This window comes from Hymenobacter siberiensis, from assembly GCF_018967865.2.
Lineage (GTDB): Bacteria > Bacteroidota > Bacteroidia > Cytophagales > Hymenobacteraceae > Hymenobacter > Hymenobacter siberiensis.
This window is the reverse complement of the sequence record NZ_JAHLZY020000001.1, coordinates 3,965,119-3,979,991: the sequence shown is the minus strand read 5'-3', so window position 1 is coordinate 3,979,991 and position 14,873 is coordinate 3,965,119. Positions and strand designations below refer to the sequence as shown.

Here is a 14,873-nt window from a genome sequence, read left to right as displayed (position 1 = left end):
ATTGTGGCTTAAAAGTGGTGGATGTGGGACGTAGCGCTTAGTGCAGAAAATAGCCGACCAGCCGACGGGCGTAGCCGTTCAGCAGGTAATAGGGGAGGTAGGGCCGGGGGCAGTTTTTGAAGGTGAAATGCGTGAAATTGACCAGATTGCCGCCGCCCCGGATGCCGAACAAGTGCTGGTAATAGCCGCGCAGGCTACGCTGGCGCCGGGTTTGTTCCTGGCCGCTTTCCTCGGGGTAGGTGCTCAAGCGGGCATCGTAGTTACAAAACACCGGGAAACCATGGCGGCGGGCCACGCTGGTGTAGTCAAAATCAGCGAGGTAGTGCGGCAGGCGCTGCTCGTCGAACAGGCCAATGGCTTCAATCACGGCCAGCGGCACGAGCAGGCCCCGGCCCGGCAGGTACGTCACCGGATGCAGGCCGTGGCGCTCGGCGGGGGCCAGCTCGGTCAGTAAGTCGCGTCGGGTATTGGTGCGCCAGTCCAGGCGTTCGCCACCGTACACGGGTTCGCCGGTGCTCACGTCCAGCTCCAGTGGCCCCAGCAGGGCGGTGGGGTGGCGCTCGGCGGCGGCCAGCATTTGGGCCATAAAATTGGGCAGCGCCAGTACGTCGTTATTCATCGTCATCACGCAGGTGGCTTTTAGGGCCAGGGCGCGGCGAATGCCGGCATTCACGCCAGCCGTCCAGAACAGCTGGCCGTTCCCGGTCACTACTTCTACTTCCGGAAACTCCTGGGCCAGCATCTGGGCGGTGCCATCGGTGGAGCCGTCGTCGACGACGACGACGCGGAAATCGGCGCGGGTTTGCTGCCGGAGCGAAAGCAAGCAGTCGCGGGTGTACTGCTTGCGGTTGAAAACGGGAATGACGACGTAGAGCATCGGGTGCAGAATAGAAGGGTACGATTTGATTATAGCAGCTCAGGGCGTGGCCGCTACGGGCTGCGATACGGGCTCGGCCGTTGCAAAGGGGAGCAACAGCCGGGCAGTGAGCCGCCGGACCATGGCCAGGGCGCGGCCCGTCAGGTGCTCGCGGAAGTACCGCTGGTCGCGCCGGGCATCGCGCAGCACCACGGGGGGGTGGTGCAAGGGAAACGGCAGCCGGTACACCACCGGGTGCACGAACTGGTCGTGGGGGTCGAACGTATGGGTCGCATCCTCGCCGAAGCCGATGTTGGTAACCAGGTTCACGGCCGGTATCACCGTGAGGCCACCGTGCGCGGCCACAGCGAAGTGCCACTGGTAGTCCCAGATATGAGCCGGCTGCGGCCCGGTGCGCACGGTTTCAAACTTGCGCAGCCAATACTGCCGCTCCATCAGGGCCGGGTACACGTTGGTCAGCGCTCTGCGGCGGCGCAGCTCAGGCAGCAGGGTCAGGTCAAAATCGAAGTACTGCCACGCGCGACGCCAGGTGGCCCAGCCCCAGCTGTGCACCCTGCCCGAAAAATGGTACGAGTCGGCCCCGGCCGCTACCGGGCGCCGGGCCTCCTGCGCCAGGTTGTTGCCGCTGATATGCATCACGCGGGTATCGTGGCGGTAGTGCCGCAGCAGCTCATCGCAAAAGTGGAAAAAATCGGGCGTCGGGAGGCAGTCGTCTTCCAGGATAATCCCTTCGGTTTCGTGCTTGAAAAACCAGGAAATGGCAGATGCCGGCCCTAGGCCGCACCCCAGGTTTTCGTCCCGAAACAAGGTGAGGACTTCGCACGGCCAGGGCTCGCTGTTGGTAACCATGGCGCGGGTGAGGGCGCAGCGCAGGGCATCGGTGGCGTGGTGGGGGCGGGGGCCGTCGGCCGCCACGTAGAGGCGCGCCGGATGCGCCCGGCGCACGGCTTCCAGCACCCGCTGCGTGAGGTGCGGCCGGTTGAAGACGATGAGCAGAACGGGCGGGGCCAGCTCAGCGGTGGGTGGTGGAAGTGGCGGCGTCGGCATGGTTCAAGGAAGGAATGGACACAAAAGCCGGCCGCACAGCACGGGCGGCCATGGGCAGGCGCACTGCCACGCGGCCAGGAGCTGCGGCGGCGGCGGCCAGAGACAGCCCGAGGATGCCGAAGAAATACAGGGGCCAGTCGTACGAAACGCTGTATACCAGCGAGCTGAGCGAGAAGATGACGAAGGTGGCCGTGGGCGGGGTCAGGGGAATAGGGCTCAGCAGGCGGCGGCCCAGCAGCAGCACGGGCACCAGCACCGTGAGCAGCAGCCCGGTAATGCCGAAGTAAAAAATGCGGTCGACGTAGAAACTGTGGAAGTGATGCCCGGTCCGGTCTTCCCACACGGGCACCTGGCTGCCGCCATCGTCGGCCAGCGTGTAGAACTGCACCGGCAGCTCAAACCCTTTCAGGCGCATGCCCGCAATGGGGTATTCTTCCAGATAGGGCTTGTAGGCTTTGAACTGCTTGAGTCGCCAGCCACCCGTGCCCTGCTGGCTGGGGCGCATGATGTCGTTGATACTGCCTTCCAGCTTCTTCACTACGTGTGGGTCGCTGAGGGCCACGAGGCCCCCGGAAACCAGTACGAGCAACGGAATGAGAAACATGGGCAGCAGGCGAGTAGAGCTCAGGCGCGCGCCCGTAACCCGGCCCAGGGCCATCACCAAGGCATTGAGGGCCAGGGCGACGCCCATTGATAGCCACACCGAACGGTGCTGCAGGAAAAGGATGAGCGCCGTGCCCAGAAAAAATATCAGCAGACGCGCCATCCCGCCGTGCGCCATGTACTGGTTGAAGTAATAGAGGGTAGGCAGCAGGAGCAGCATGGCCGAAGTGGAGCTGAACCCCCGCTCGTTATCCAAAAATGCCGATAAGCTCAGCGCGTCCCGGTGGTAGAATGCCAGGTTGGCGGCCAGGCCCAGTACCAGCAGCCCCATCAGCTGGCCAAATGGCGGCGGCCCAAACCGGCGGTGAAACCCGTAAATCGCAAACACATGCACCATGACCAAGAACTTGGCGAATACGTGCGGATACACCGCCCACGTCTGCCATCCGGCGTAAGATTCGAGGGATAGCGCCCCCAGGGCGGCCACCACCAGCAGCAGCCAGCGCTGCATAATGGTGCCCATGTACCGGTAGCAGAGCACGACAATGCCCATCGAGCAGGCCAGCATCAGCCGCCCATATAGCTGGAGCATGGGCGAACTTTCATCGAAAAACACGAACTCGGTGAAGGCCCGGTCCGTGGCGATGATGCCCAGCACCGGCAGCAAATACAGAAAGCGTAAACTGAGTTTCATGGGATGTTGCGTGGTTGGTAGTTGAATAGTGGCCGGGTTGCCCCGTACTCCTCAGGAGAACAGCTGGGTTTCAGGGGTTAAAACCAGGGCATCCTGTCGGGCTTCTTCGTACACCTGCCGGGTTTGGGCCGCCGCTCGCTCCCAAGTGAAGTCGCGCACCCGCGTCAGTGCTCTGTTGACCAGCGTATGGCGCAGCGCGCGGTCGCAGAGCACGCGGTCGAGCTGTTCGCGCAGGTCGTCGGCATCGTACGGATCAAAATACTGGGCCGCATCCTGCGCGATTTCGGGAAAGCACGAGGCATTGCTGAGTACCACGGGGCATTGCTGGCCGAAGGCTTCGAGAATAGGAAACCCGAACCCTTCATACAGCGAGGGAAACACAAAGGCCCGCGCCCGGTGGTATAGCTGGTTGAGTTGGTCATCGGTGAGGTAGCCGAGCTGGTGGGTGCGCTTGGCCACGCCAGCCTCGCGCAGCATCACCAGCTCGGCTTCGCTGAAGGGGCCGCCCCCGGCGCACATCAGGTGCAGGCCGGGGTATTGTTGGTGCAGCAGGCCGAAGGCCTTTACCAAGCAACCGAAATTCTTGTAGTCCCGGCGCGTGCCCGTGAAGAGCAGGTAGTCGTCGGGGGCGGCCACGGGCACTGGGGACGAGTTGTGGTGCACCACGTGGCCGTGGTGCACCACCACCACCCGCTCGGGCCGCACGGGCAGCAGGCGCAGCACGTCGGCCCGGGTGTGTTCCGATACGGTGATGATGCGCGCAGCCCGGGCAGCCAGCAGGCCCAGCTCGGGCCCCCGCGACTGGAAATACTCGCTGAACAAGGTTGAAATCATATCATGGATGGTGATAACCAACGGCTTGTCACCCATAATATCCAGAAAATAAGCTTGGTCGTTGCCCGTCGGGTGCAGCACATCGTAGTCCTGCCGCGCAATGGCCCGCCGGGCCGCCCGCCGGTTAAAGTACTGCATCACCCGCCAGCGCCCGCGCACGGGCAGGCCCGGCAAAAACTGGCGGTGCCGGGTGTGCTCCCGGTCGCGCAGGTACAGATTGTTGCTCAGCACCACTGGCAAGTCGCAGGTCAAGCCGGGCCCGGCATGATGGATAAGCTCGTAGAAGTAGCGCGATACTCCACCGTAGTCCTGAATAGAGAATGTTTCGGGTTCGTAGAGTACTTTCATCGGGCAAAGGCTAAAGCAGCGAAGCTGCCGATTGAGAAAAAAGGGCTAAGCCGGGCGCTGGCGGCAATTCGGTGAGCGCAACGGCCGCACGCTCGTTAGCAGGCCAGCATCGGCGAGTCCTCCCGCGCCTCCTCGTACACGCGGTGGGTATCGGCCACGGTGCGGGCCCAGGTGAAATCGCGCACCCGGTCCTGGCCCCGGCGCACCAGAATCTGGCGCAGGGCGTGGTCGTAGAGCACACGGTCGAGCTGCTCGCGCAGGTCGTCGGCATTGCTGGGGTCGAAGTAGAGGGCTGCGTCCTGCGCGATTTCCGGGAAGCACGAGGCGTTGCTGAGCACCACCGGGCACTGCTGGCCGAATGCTTCGAGAATAGGAAACCCAAACCCCTCATAAAGCGACGGAAATACGAAAGCCCGCGCCCGGTGGTATAGGTGGTGCAACTGGCCATCGGAGAGGTAGCCGAGCTGGTGGGTGCGCTCGGCCACGCCGGCTTCGCGCAGCTGGGTCATTTCCTGCTCGGTGAAGGGGCCGCCGCCGGCGCACATCAGGTGCAGGCTGGGATATTTGGCGTGCAGCATCCCGAAGGCCTTCACCAGGCACCCGAAATTTTTATAGGTCCGGCGGCTACCGATGAACAGCAGGTAGTCGTCGGGGGTGGCCACGGCGTCCTGGTAGGGGTAGTGGCGCACGGTGTGGCCGTGGTGCACCACGGTTACGTGGTCGGGGGGCACGGGCAGCAGGCGCAGCACGTCGGCCCGGGTGTTTTCCGAAACCGTGATAATACGGGCGGCCCGGCTGGCCAGCGTGCTCAGCTCGGTACCGGAACGCTGGTAAAATTCGCTGAATAGCGCCGGAATCATGTCGTGAATGGTGATGACAAACGGCTTCTTGTTCAGCAAATCCAGAAACCAAGTCTGGTCGTTCGTGGTGGGGTGAAACACGTCGAACTTCTGCCGCTGAATGGCTTTGCACGAGGCCCTGCGGTTGGCATATTGCATCATGCGCCACAGGCCGGGCACCGGTATGCCGGGCAGCAGCCCCAGGTGGCGGGTGTGCTTGCGGTCCTTCAGGTAAATGTTGTTGCTGAGCACCACGGGTAGCTCGCAACTCACCTCCGGCCCGGCGTGGTCGATGAGCTCGTAGAAATAGCGGGAAACGCCCCCCACATCCTGGATGGAAAACGCCTCGGGTTCGTACAGGATTTTCATGGCCAGGGCGGGAGCTAGACGAGCTCAGTTTCAGCGGTGGAAAAATGGGAGGGGTGGGATTCGGCCGGCATTTCAGCATCCAGCTCGATGGCCAAGGCGGTAGTGGGCGCTGGCACTGTGGCTGGTGCCTCACCGGCCTGCCGGGCCAGGCGGGCGGCCAGGGCATGCAGCAGGCGCGGAACCAGGCGGTCGGTGGCCGTGGCGTGGGTGCCGGTGAGACGGGCCAGCAGGGCGCGCATCACGGTGCGCAGCTGCACGGGCGGGCGCACCAGCACCAGGCTACCCAGTACCCCAGCCCCGGTCAGCATTTCGGCAATGAGCATGGCCAGGGCGGGCGCGTGCAGGGCCAGCAGCCCCAGGCGCACCACCCCAATGGCCCCGGCGGCCACGGCACCCGCCAGCACGCCCGGCCCGTAGGCGCCCAGCACCGCGAAGGGGGGCGTGCCCAGCTCGCGCCGCATAATGTTGGAATACAGGGCCGTGCGCAACAGCTCGCAGCCTACCATGGCCCAGGCCACGCCCACCAGCCCAAATTTGCTGCCCCCATACAGCAGCACCGTGAGCGCCGCCAGGGATACCAGCGAGAGCAGCAGCTTGCGGCTGAGGGCCGCCGTGGCATCGCACACCACCCCGGCAAACATGGTGATGGCGCTCAGCACATACGTCACGCTGATGACCTGCAGAATGGGCACGGCGGCCATCCACTTCTCGCCCAGCATCACGCGCACTATTTCCGGGGCGGCTACCATGGCACCGGCGCACACCGGCGTAATAATCATGGCTACCAGCGTGATGCTGCTCAAATAAACCTCGCGCAGCCGCGCCCGGTTGGCTTGCATCTGGCTGAAGGACGGGAACACCACCTTGGCCACGTTGCTCGACAGTAGGTACACTGGCAGCCCAATCAGCAGCCCGCCGCGGGTGTAGATGCCCAGCGCCGCCGGCCCTAGCAGCCGCCCAATCAGCAGCGTGTCCAGCGACTGCGTCACGAATTCCACGAAGCTGATGGCCGACATGCGGCTGCCGTACGCCAGCAGCGGCTTGTAAGCGTCCCAGCTGAATAGCGGCCGCAGCGTGTGCCGCACCACGCCGTAGGACAGTACGCTCATTATCAGGCCCTGTCCTAGCGTGGCGCCCACTAGCGCCCATACTCCGAAGCCCTGCCAGGCCAGCACCATGCCCAGCCCCAGGTAGCTTATCAGAAACGAAGCCATCTCGAAAATAGCCAGCGCCCGGAAGCGCATGGCCCGGTGCAGCAGGCTCATGGCCGTGCCGTTGAGGCCGCTGAAGAGGATGCCCAGCGCCAGCGCCCGCACCACGGGCACCACCTCGGGCTGCTGCACTATATTGGCCGCCAGCGGCGCGCCCGCCACCAGCAGTCCCGCAAAAAACACCCCCAGCACCACCGACGACGTGAACGCCGCCCGTACATCACGCTCCGTCAGGTCGGGCTTCTGAATGATGGCCCGCTCCATGCCCATCTTGGCGAAGTATACCCCGAAGCGCAGTATTACGCCCGCCAGCGCCACCAGCCCGAAGGCGGCGGGGCTCAGCAGCCGGGCCATCACGGCGGTGTAGCCCACTTGCAGCACCGAGTTGACGATGGTGGCCGTCATCGTCCACTTCACACCATTGACGGTGACCACGGTCAGGTTTTGCGGTTCGTTGGTGGAGGCCATTGGGGTGGTGGTTTTGGATGGTAGGCGAGTGAGTGTCATGCCGGGCATTCTGCTTGATGCGCAGAATGCCCGGCATGACGGGCTTTGCTATGACGTTCTATTTCCGTTAGTTGCTTCCCGTCTCAATACCCGTATTCATAAGCCTTCTGCTTATACCGATACTCGTAGTTGTGGTTGAAGTGCATGTCGTTGATAATCATGTATAAATGCTTGATGCGCTGCGACTGGTGCAACTCGTTTATCTGGTGCATCAGGGTGCGCTCGGTGTAGTTGTGGCGCACCACGTAAATGTTGGCATCGAGGAAGCGCACCAGCACGAAATATTCGGCCACGAAGCCTACGGGCGGCGTGTCGAGCACCACGTAGTCGTATTCGGCGCGGAGCTGGGCCACGAGGTCGGCCATGCGTTGGCGCTCCAGCAGCTCGGTGGGGTTGGCGGGTATCTGGCCGCAGGTTATCACATCGAGGTGGGGCACGCCGCTGGGCCGGCAGGCTTCGTCCAGGGTGCTTTCCTCGCGCAGGTAGCTGGCCAGGCCGTGGGCGGGCACGGGGTCGAGGTTGAAGTAGCTGGCTACGGTGGGGCGGCGCAGGTCGGTTTCCACCAGCATCACGCGGCGGCCGGCCATGGCCAGTTCGGTGGCAATGTTCACGGCACAAAAGGTTTTGCCCTCGCCCGGAATCGACGAGGTCACGCCCAGCACCTTCTTATCCATCCCCGCCGACAGGTACTGCAAATTCACCCGAATGGAGCGAAACGACTCCGCAATCGGCCCTTTGGGGTCTTGCAGCATCGTCACTTTGTCGTGTTTTGAGCCGTGCGCTACTACGCCCAGCAGCGGAATGCTCGTGACTTCGGCCAAGTCCTCGCGGCCCTGAATGCGGCGGTTGGCCTTGTCCAGCAGCAGCACCAGGCCGGTGGGCAGCAGCACGCCCGCCAGCGCGGCCATCAGCCAGGCCAGCATCGGTTTCGGCGACTCGGGGCCGGGGCTGGTTTGCTGCGCCGGGTCGATAACTTTCTTGTCGGTCGCATTCGTGGCCAGTGCAATGGCCGCCTCGTTGCGCTTATCAACCAGGAAGTTGTAGTTCTTCTCGTTGAAGTCGCTGGTGCTTTTTAACGAGGTTAGCTGGCGCTCACTTTCGGGCATCTGGCTCATCTGGCCACGCACCTGGCTCAGCTGGCTGTCCAGGTCGCGGAGGGAAATATCGTTGGCCTGGCTCATGTTGGCCAGCGTTTGAATCAGCGATTCCTTGGTGTTGCGGATGCGGCCGTCGAGCACCGTTAGCAGCGGGTTTTCGCCGCTGGCGGTGGCGCTCAGCTCGGCTCGCTTCTCGTTCAGGTTGCTCAGCTGCATAATCAGGCTGTTGAGTACGGGGTCCTCGATGCCCGCGCTGCTGGGCGAGGCCACCTGGCTGGCGTTGCGGTTGGCGCGCAGGTAGCCCAGCATGTTCTGGTAGTATTTGCGGCGGGTGGCAATCTGGGCGCGGTCGGTCTCGAGCCCGCTCATGCGCTGGATGCCCGTGCTCGACTGGGCGGCCACGTCCAGCACCCCGCGCGTGGCTCGGAAGGTGGCCAGCGCCTCGGCCGACTGCCGCCGTTGGCCCGAGAGCTTATCAATCTCTTGGTTCAGGAAAGTCAGCGTTTTGCGGCCGGTCTGGTCCTTCTCGCGCAGGTCTTCGGCAATGTACTGCGTCATAAGCGTGTCCAGAAACTGCGTTCCCTTGGCCGGAACCGTGTTTTTGGTGGTCAGCTCGATAATGAGCGACTCGTGGTCGATGGGCCGCACGGCCAAGCTGCCTTGGTACTGGCCGGCCGCGCCGTTCAGGTCGTTCAGCACGAAATAGTAGGCCGCCGGCTCCTGCCCAAACGGCATGCCCGGCTCGGGCTGCAGTACCGCCGTGAGCAGGCGCGAGCGCAGGGTATCGCCCCAGGCACCGGTCTGGTCCACGCTCACATCGGTGATATCCGAAATCCGCTCGCTGGTGGGCAGGCTGAAAAGCGTGCCTTTTTTGGCCGTGGCGTGCAGCCGGAAGCGCCCCGGTCCGGCCGGCTCCACGTAAATGGGCACGCCGGCCAGCTGCGGCGCCTGCAAATCGACCCAGACACGAAACGGCACCGCGCCCGCCGCCCGCTCGCGCACCTGCAACGGCCGCAGCTTGTTCAGCCAGGTGGCTGGCTGGGCGTAGTAGCTCACGGCGTAGGGCAACCGGGCCACGGCCTGCCGCACAAACTCAGTCGAGGTGAGCACGCCCAGCTCGTCCTCCATCTTGGGCCCTTTTTCGTGCACCTGCAGCATCTGGAGCAGCTCCTGGGCCTGTTTCGAGCCGCTGCCCTGGTCGCCGAGCAGCATGGTAGACCGGAAAGCGTACACCGGGGCCTTCACCTGCAGGTACAGGTAGGCGCAGCCGCCCGCCAGCAGCATGGCCAGCACAAACAGCGGCCAGCGGGTGCGCAGCTTAAAAAACAGCGCGTGCAAATCAATCTCGTCAGGAGCGGGCTGGGTTTCCATAGATTAGGAGTAGAAAAATGGTAGGCTGATTGAGTTAAGATTTAGAAGTTGAGAGTTAGGGGTTTAGATTCTAACCACTTGATTTTTAACTATTAATTCTTAACTCAATTAGCCTTAATGAAGCTCAGGAGCAGAATAATGGTCGAGAGGCCGCCGAATACCAACCCTAGGTTGTTGGCGTTGCCACGGCTGGTGCGGGCCTTCAGCGGCTCCACGTACAGGGCGTCGTTGGGCAGCAGATAGTAGTACTTGGACCGTAGCAGGTTGGGGTCGGTCAGGTCGAGGAGCACCACTTCCGAGCCCTTGGGCGTCTGCCGTATCAGCTTGATATTGGTGCGGTTGCCAAACTCGCCGATGTCGCCGGCCAGGCCCAGGGCCTCCAACACGGTGGCTTGCGAGTTGTATACGAAGTAGCGCCCCGGTGCCCGTACCTCGCCCAATATGGTGAGCTTGAAGCTGGTAAGCTTCACTAGGACGTTGGATTCGCGCATGAAGCGGGCCACTTCCTTCTGGATAAGCTGCTGGGTTTCTTCCACCGTGAGGCCGGCCACTTTCAGCCGTCCCGCCGTGGGCAGGTTGATGCTGCCGGTGTCATCCACGGAGTACCCGGAGGAGAAAATGTTGCCCGGGTCGCCGCTCTGAATGTTTTGCCCGCTGGTCACGCTGAACAAGTCGTTCAGGGCCGGCTGCACGCTCTGCACCCGGATGCTGAGCACGTCGCCGGGCTGCAGCCGGTACACCTGCCGCTCATTATCGACCTGCACCGCCGCCCGGGTCGAGTAGTCCTTGCCCTGCAGGTATGGCAGCTGCTGCTGCGATACGCACGAGCCCAGCCCTGCCACTACCAACCCCAGAACCCACACGCGGAAGTAAAACAATGAGTTCATAGACTGGCCGTAACGAAGCAGGTTCCTGGCGCAAAGCCGACGCTTCGTGCGTTGGTTTCGAGTGTCGGTTCCTACCCCGGGTAGTGGAGAATAATAGCTAATCTAGTTATTTATTTTGCATATATAGCACAAATTATTTATTTTTCTGTATTAATAAATTTTTAATGTATCTTTAATCTTGCTATAAATCAATAATATCAAGCGACCCGATTCGGCTCCTTCTCACCTCATTCGCTCACCCGATGGTCAAAAAAAGAGTGGCACCCCGACCCTGAAGCCGTGGTACCACTCTTTTTCACCAGGTATTCCGCACCTTATCCGGGCGATGCGTGAACCCGGCCTAAGTCCAAAAACCGGCCCGCCCGAAGCTTTTTATTTCAGATTGGTGCTCCGGTTGTTGAGGCGTACTACCTGGCCAACGCGCTTACCGTTGCGCTTAATGCGGGCACCGTTGGCCTGCTCCAGCACCAGGCGCGGCAGCGTGCATTCGGTGAGGGCAATTTCCTGGGGCGTGTAGCCGGCCGCGCCCACCACCAGCGTCTGGCCCTGGTACACGGGGTCGGTGAGGTGGAACTTGCCATCCGCATCGGTTACATATACATCGTGGGTGCCTTTCACGAGCAGCGTGGCGCCCACTAGGGGCCGGCCGTTGGGCTCATAAATGGTTCCGGTGAGGGGCGCGCACGCCAGGCGCATGGGCCGGGCCGCGCTGCTGGCTGTTGGTCGCGACGACATGGCGATGTGGTCCTGGGCATTGCCGGCCGGTGCCAGCGTGCTGGCGCTTTGGGCGGCCACGGTCTGGCTGCTACCCAGGGCAAAAAAAGTTACTGCGGCGGCGAGAAAAAATGGGCGCATAGGTAAGCGGATTAAAACGAGCGTGCAGGAATGAATATGAAGTTATTAATTAATAATTAACCCGTAATGGTAATAGGTATATTTTTTTACCGGAATAGCATAATTTTAGTGCGGCTTTTCGTGCGAGCCGAGGCCGGCCAAATGGCTGTACTATTCAACTGGCCTGGTTTTTACTTAGTTTCAAAAAGGAAAATTTTACACCCTATTCACGCAGTCGGGAGCAAGTTGTTGCCTCAATTAACCAGTATGCCCAAATTTCATAAACCTTCTTTTGCTTGCCTGCGCCCGGTTCGCGTGCTTCACCTGTTGGCCTGAGCTTGTTGCTGCTGCCGGTTACCAGCTGGGCGCAGGGCCTGGTGGCGTTTCCGGGGGCCGAGGGTGCGGGGCGCTTCACCACCGGCGGGCGGGGCACGGCGGCAATGCCCACCACGGTGCTCGAAGTCACCAACCTGCTCGATGACGGCCAGCCCGGCAGCCTGCGCTACGCCGTGCAGCTGAACCTCGCTAAAGCCCCCGTGCGCACCATCGTCTTTCGGGTGTCGGGCACCATTCACCTGTTGTCGCCGCTCACCATCAGCAAGGGCAACACCACCATTGCGGGCCAGACGGCCCCCGGCGGCGGTATTTGTCTGGCCGATTATCCGGTATCGGCGAAGGCCAATAATGTGATTGTCAGCTTCATCCGCTTCCGGATGGGTGATAAGAACCAGAACCAGGGCTTCGTGGACGGCGGGGGCGGCGATGATGCCTTTGGCGGCACCCGCAACAACCACCTCATCGTAGACCATTGCTCGATGAGCTGGAGCACCGACGAGGCCATGTCGGTGTACGAGGGCGACAGTACCACCCTGCAATGGAACATCATGGCCGAGCCACTGAACTACGCCTACCACTACGAAGCCGGCGACACCGATTTCGAGCGCCACGGCTTCGGCGGCATCTGGGGCGGTAGCATTCCTCGTTCCACCACAACCTGTTTGCGCACTGCAAAAACCGCACGCTGCGCTTCAACGGCAGCCGCTACACGCACGCGGCAGGGTTCGAGAATGTCGATTTCAGCAATAACGTAATTTACGACTGGGGCGAAAACAACGTGTACGCCGGCGAGGGCGGCAACGACAACGTGGTGAACAACTACTACAAGCCTGGCCCCAGTACCAACCCCAAGGTGCAGGCCCTGGTGCTGAACCCGTATAAAATAGACAAGGAAAAGGGCCGCCTGCCCTACGGCAAGTTCTACCTCACCGGTAACTACGTAGACGGCTCGCCCGCCGTGACGGCCCGTAACTGGTGCGGCGTGGTGATGAACGGCGGGACCCCCGCCGATACCGCGCAGTCGAAAGTAACCACGCCGTTCGACCTGGGCCCGCTGGCCCTGCAAGCCGCGCCCGCCGCCTACGAGGCCGTGCTGAACGGCGCGGGGGCCATCTGCCCGCAGTGCGACACGCTCGACCAGCGCATTGCGCGCGAGGTGCGCACCCGCACCGGCACCATCATCGACGTGCAGGGCCACTACCCGCACGGCACGCCCTACCGCATCTCGCAAAAAGCCTGGCCGGTGCTGAAATCAACCCCCGCACCCCTCGATACCGACCACGACGGCATGCCCGACGCCTGGGAAAAAGCTCATCACCTGAACCCTGAAAATGCTGCCGACCGCGCCCTGCGCGCTACCGATGGCTACACCAACCTGGAAAGCTATTTGAATAGCCTGGTGGCGTTGGGAGGGAAGTAGCAGGAAGTCAGGAATAACAAAGCAACGGTCATGCTGAGCGCAGCCGAAGCATCTCTACCGCACCAGTAATTCCAATTGTCAGGATTAGTATCGCGGTAAAGATGCTTCTACTGCGCTCAGCATGACCGTTATGCTTTGAGCCAGTGCCGCATTCGCCATTCAGCCGCCATTTCGCCCGTTCAGCGGGCCGGAATACCGTTCGCTTAAATTTCGTTTCGACCGCTGATGGGGACCGGTAAGTTTGGGTCATTCAATCACCAACAACCCCATACTTACCCGATGAAAACTGCTGCTTTCGCCCGCCGCCTGTCCTTGGCGCTGTTGCTGCTGAGCGCGGCCGGCGCTGCTTTCGCCACCAATCCGGCCGCCGCGCCTGCCGCAAAAGTCGTGGCCGATAATCCTGCGTTGCACCCCACCTTCACGGTGCGGGTGGTGGGCAAGGGCCAGCCCATGCTGCTCATTCCCGGTCTGAACTGCCCCGGCGCGGTGTGGGACGAAACCGTGGCCCACTACCAGACGCGGTACTGGTGCCATATCATCTCGCTGGCAGGCTTCGCCGGCACGGCTCCCGTCGCCCCCCTGGCCGACCCGCTGCTGCCCGCCGTGCGCGACCAACTGCTGGCCTACATCAAAACCCAGAAGCTGAGCAAGCCCACCATCGTGGGCCACAGCCTGGGCGGCTTTATGGCGCTGGCCCTGGAGCGCGGCCCAGCCCGAGGCCATCGGCCCGCTCGTGATTGTGGATTCGCTGCCCTTCATGGCCGCCATCCAGAATCCGGCCGCTACCGTGGAAACCGTGCGGCCCATGGCCGACAAGATGCGCCAGCAGATGAAGCAGGGCCCCTGCCCGCCGCCCAACGCCAGATGGTGGCCGGCATGGCCACCGACACCGCCCGCCAAACCCAGATTGCCCGCTGGGGCACGGCCTCGGACTCCGCCACCACCGCCCAAGCCATGTACGATATGTACACCATTGATTTGCGGAACGACGTCGGCCGGATTCAGCAGCCCGTGCTGGTGCTGGGGGCCTGGGCCGCCTACGCGCAGTATGGCTCGACGAAGGAGAGCACCCGCGCCATCTTCACGCAGCAATACGCCCTGCAGGCCTTCGCCGTCAACGCCCTCGACTACCTGCTGAAACCCGTGCAGGAAGCCCGCCTGGCCGCCGCCCTGGCCAAGGCCCGCGCCCATTGCAGTGCCCCGGTGCCGGCCGCAATGACTCCCGCCGGCCCGGCCGAGGAAGCCCCGCTGGCCCCGCTCACGGTCCAGGACCAGGTGTTTGTGAAGGACGGCGAGCGGTGCTGGTTCGTGAAGCTGGCCGACATCAAGCTCTTCGAAATCAACGGCAGCTACCCCCGCATTCATTTCGAAAGCCACCAGCCACTCATTCCACGCACCTTGCAGCAGTTGGAAGCGCGCCTCGACCCCAAAGTGTTTTTTCGCGTCAATCGCCAGCAGATTATCAACCTGAAATGGATTGCCGGCATCGAGCCTTGGTTTAGCAACACACTGAAGCTGAAGCGGCGCGGCGGCCCCGAGGTGGAAGTGTCGCGGCAGCAGTCGGTGCGGTTCCGGGAGCTGCTGAGCCTGTAGCGGCGG

The 14,873-nt window shown here is 62.5% G+C and carries 12 protein-coding genes; 3 read left to right on the top strand and 9 right to left on the bottom strand.

Features of this window, described 5'->3' with window-relative positions; translation table 11 throughout:
* Positions 1 to 37: 37 nt before the first annotated feature.
* The 9 genes from KQ659_RS17735 to KQ659_RS17695 all read right to left on the bottom strand — a co-directional run bounded on the left by KQ659_RS17735 (position 38) and on the right by KQ659_RS17695 (position 11,539).
* Entirely contained in the window at positions 38 to 877 is an 840-nt protein-coding gene (locus KQ659_RS17735) for a glycosyltransferase family 2 protein (RefSeq protein ID WP_216679864.1), read from the bottom strand.
* Between the two features lie 39 nt (positions 878 to 916).
* Positions 917 to 1,924, bottom strand: coding sequence for a nucleotide-diphospho-sugar transferase (locus KQ659_RS17730; RefSeq protein WP_216679865.1), 1,008 nt, complete (start codon positions 1,922 to 1,924; stop codon positions 917 to 919).
* Entirely contained in the window at positions 1,890 to 3,221 is a 1,332-nt protein-coding gene (locus tag KQ659_RS17725) for an O-antigen ligase family protein (RefSeq protein ID WP_216679866.1), read from the bottom strand. Before KQ659_RS17725 ends, KQ659_RS17730 begins: the two co-directional genes overlap by 35 nt.
* Before the next feature lie 51 nt (positions 3,222 to 3,272).
* Complete coding sequence (locus KQ659_RS17720; RefSeq protein ID WP_216679867.1) at positions 3,273 to 4,403, bottom strand: glycosyltransferase family 4 protein; 1,131 nt, start codon at positions 4,401 to 4,403, stop codon at positions 3,273 to 3,275.
* 95 nt (positions 4,404 to 4,498) lie between these two features.
* Positions 4,499 to 5,611 carry a glycosyltransferase family 4 protein gene (locus KQ659_RS17715; protein ID WP_216679868.1) on the bottom strand — a complete coding sequence of 371 codons (1,113 nt, stop codon included), beginning with the start codon at positions 5,609 to 5,611 and terminating at the stop codon, positions 4,499 to 4,501.
* Positions 5,612 to 5,625: 14 nt separating this feature from the next.
* On the bottom strand, positions 5,626 to 7,290 hold the full coding sequence (locus KQ659_RS17710; RefSeq protein WP_216679869.1) for a lipopolysaccharide biosynthesis protein: 1,665 nt from the start codon (positions 7,288 to 7,290) through the stop codon (positions 5,626 to 5,628).
* A gap of 122 nt (positions 7,291 to 7,412) precedes the next feature.
* Positions 7,413 to 9,797 carry a polysaccharide biosynthesis tyrosine autokinase gene (locus tag KQ659_RS17705; protein ID WP_216679870.1) on the bottom strand — a complete coding sequence of 795 codons (2,385 nt, stop codon included), beginning with the start codon at positions 9,795 to 9,797 and terminating at the stop codon, positions 7,413 to 7,415.
* Positions 9,798 to 9,901: 104 nt separating this feature from the next.
* Positions 9,902 to 10,684: a polysaccharide biosynthesis/export family protein gene (locus KQ659_RS17700; protein WP_226915743.1), complete on the bottom strand. Its 783-nt coding sequence runs from the start codon at positions 10,682 to 10,684 to the stop codon at positions 9,902 to 9,904.
* A gap of 372 nt (positions 10,685 to 11,056) precedes the next feature.
* Complete coding sequence (locus tag KQ659_RS17695; protein WP_216679871.1) at positions 11,057 to 11,539, bottom strand: carboxypeptidase-like regulatory domain-containing protein; 483 nt, start codon at positions 11,537 to 11,539, stop codon at positions 11,057 to 11,059.
* A 275-nt stretch (positions 11,540 to 11,814) separates the two neighbouring features.
* Between KQ659_RS17695 and KQ659_RS17690 the strand changes: the two genes are divergently transcribed.
* From KQ659_RS17690 to KQ659_RS17680, 3 genes are all read left to right on the top strand, one after another.
* Positions 11,815 to 12,609: a hypothetical protein gene (locus KQ659_RS17690; protein ID WP_216688114.1), complete on the top strand. Its 795-nt coding sequence runs from the start codon at positions 11,815 to 11,817 to the stop codon at positions 12,607 to 12,609.
* Positions 12,610 to 12,632: 23 nt separating this feature from the next.
* Positions 12,633 to 13,274 carry a hypothetical protein gene (locus tag KQ659_RS17685; protein WP_216688115.1) on the top strand — a complete coding sequence of 214 codons (642 nt, stop codon included), beginning with the start codon at positions 12,633 to 12,635 and terminating at the stop codon, positions 13,272 to 13,274.
* 279 nt (positions 13,275 to 13,553) lie between these two features.
* Positions 13,554 to 14,867, top strand: coding sequence for an alpha/beta fold hydrolase (locus tag KQ659_RS17680; protein ID WP_226930028.1), 1,314 nt, complete (start codon positions 13,554 to 13,556; stop codon positions 14,865 to 14,867).
* Positions 14,868 to 14,873 lie beyond the last annotated feature (6 nt).

Bases quoted from the DNA above. Each gene is read 5' to 3' on its own strand.
- KQ659_RS17725 (WP_216679866.1), bottom strand. From the start codon at position 3,221: ATGAAACTCAGTTTACGCTTTCTGTATTTGCTGCCGGTGCTGGGCATC.
- KQ659_RS17710 (WP_216679869.1), bottom strand. From the start codon at position 7,290: ATGGCCTCCACCAACGAACCGCAAAACCTGACCGTGGTCACCGTCAAT.
- KQ659_RS17680 (WP_226930028.1), top strand. From the start codon at position 13,554: ATGAAAACTGCTGCTTTCGCCCGCCGCCTGTCCTTGGCGCTGTTGCTG.
- KQ659_RS17730 (WP_216679865.1), bottom strand. From the start codon at position 1,924: ATGCCGACGCCGCCACTTCCACCACCCACCGCTGAGCTGGCCCCGCCC.
- KQ659_RS17715 (WP_216679868.1), bottom strand. From the start codon at position 5,611: ATGAAAATCCTGTACGAACCCGAGGCGTTTTCCATCCAGGATGTGGGG.
- KQ659_RS17695 (WP_216679871.1), bottom strand. From the start codon at position 11,539: ATGCGCCCATTTTTTCTCGCCGCCGCAGTAACTTTTTTTGCCCTGGGT.
- KQ659_RS17720 (WP_216679867.1), bottom strand. From the start codon at position 4,403: ATGAAAGTACTCTACGAACCCGAAACATTCTCTATTCAGGACTACGGT.
- KQ659_RS17735 (WP_216679864.1), bottom strand. From the start codon at position 877: ATGCTCTACGTCGTCATTCCCGTTTTCAACCGCAAGCAGTACACCCGC.
- KQ659_RS17700 (WP_226915743.1), bottom strand. From the start codon at position 10,684: ATGAACTCATTGTTTTACTTCCGCGTGTGGGTTCTGGGGTTGGTAGTG.
- KQ659_RS17705 (WP_216679870.1), bottom strand. From the start codon at position 9,797: ATGGAAACCCAGCCCGCTCCTGACGAGATTGATTTGCACGCGCTGTTT.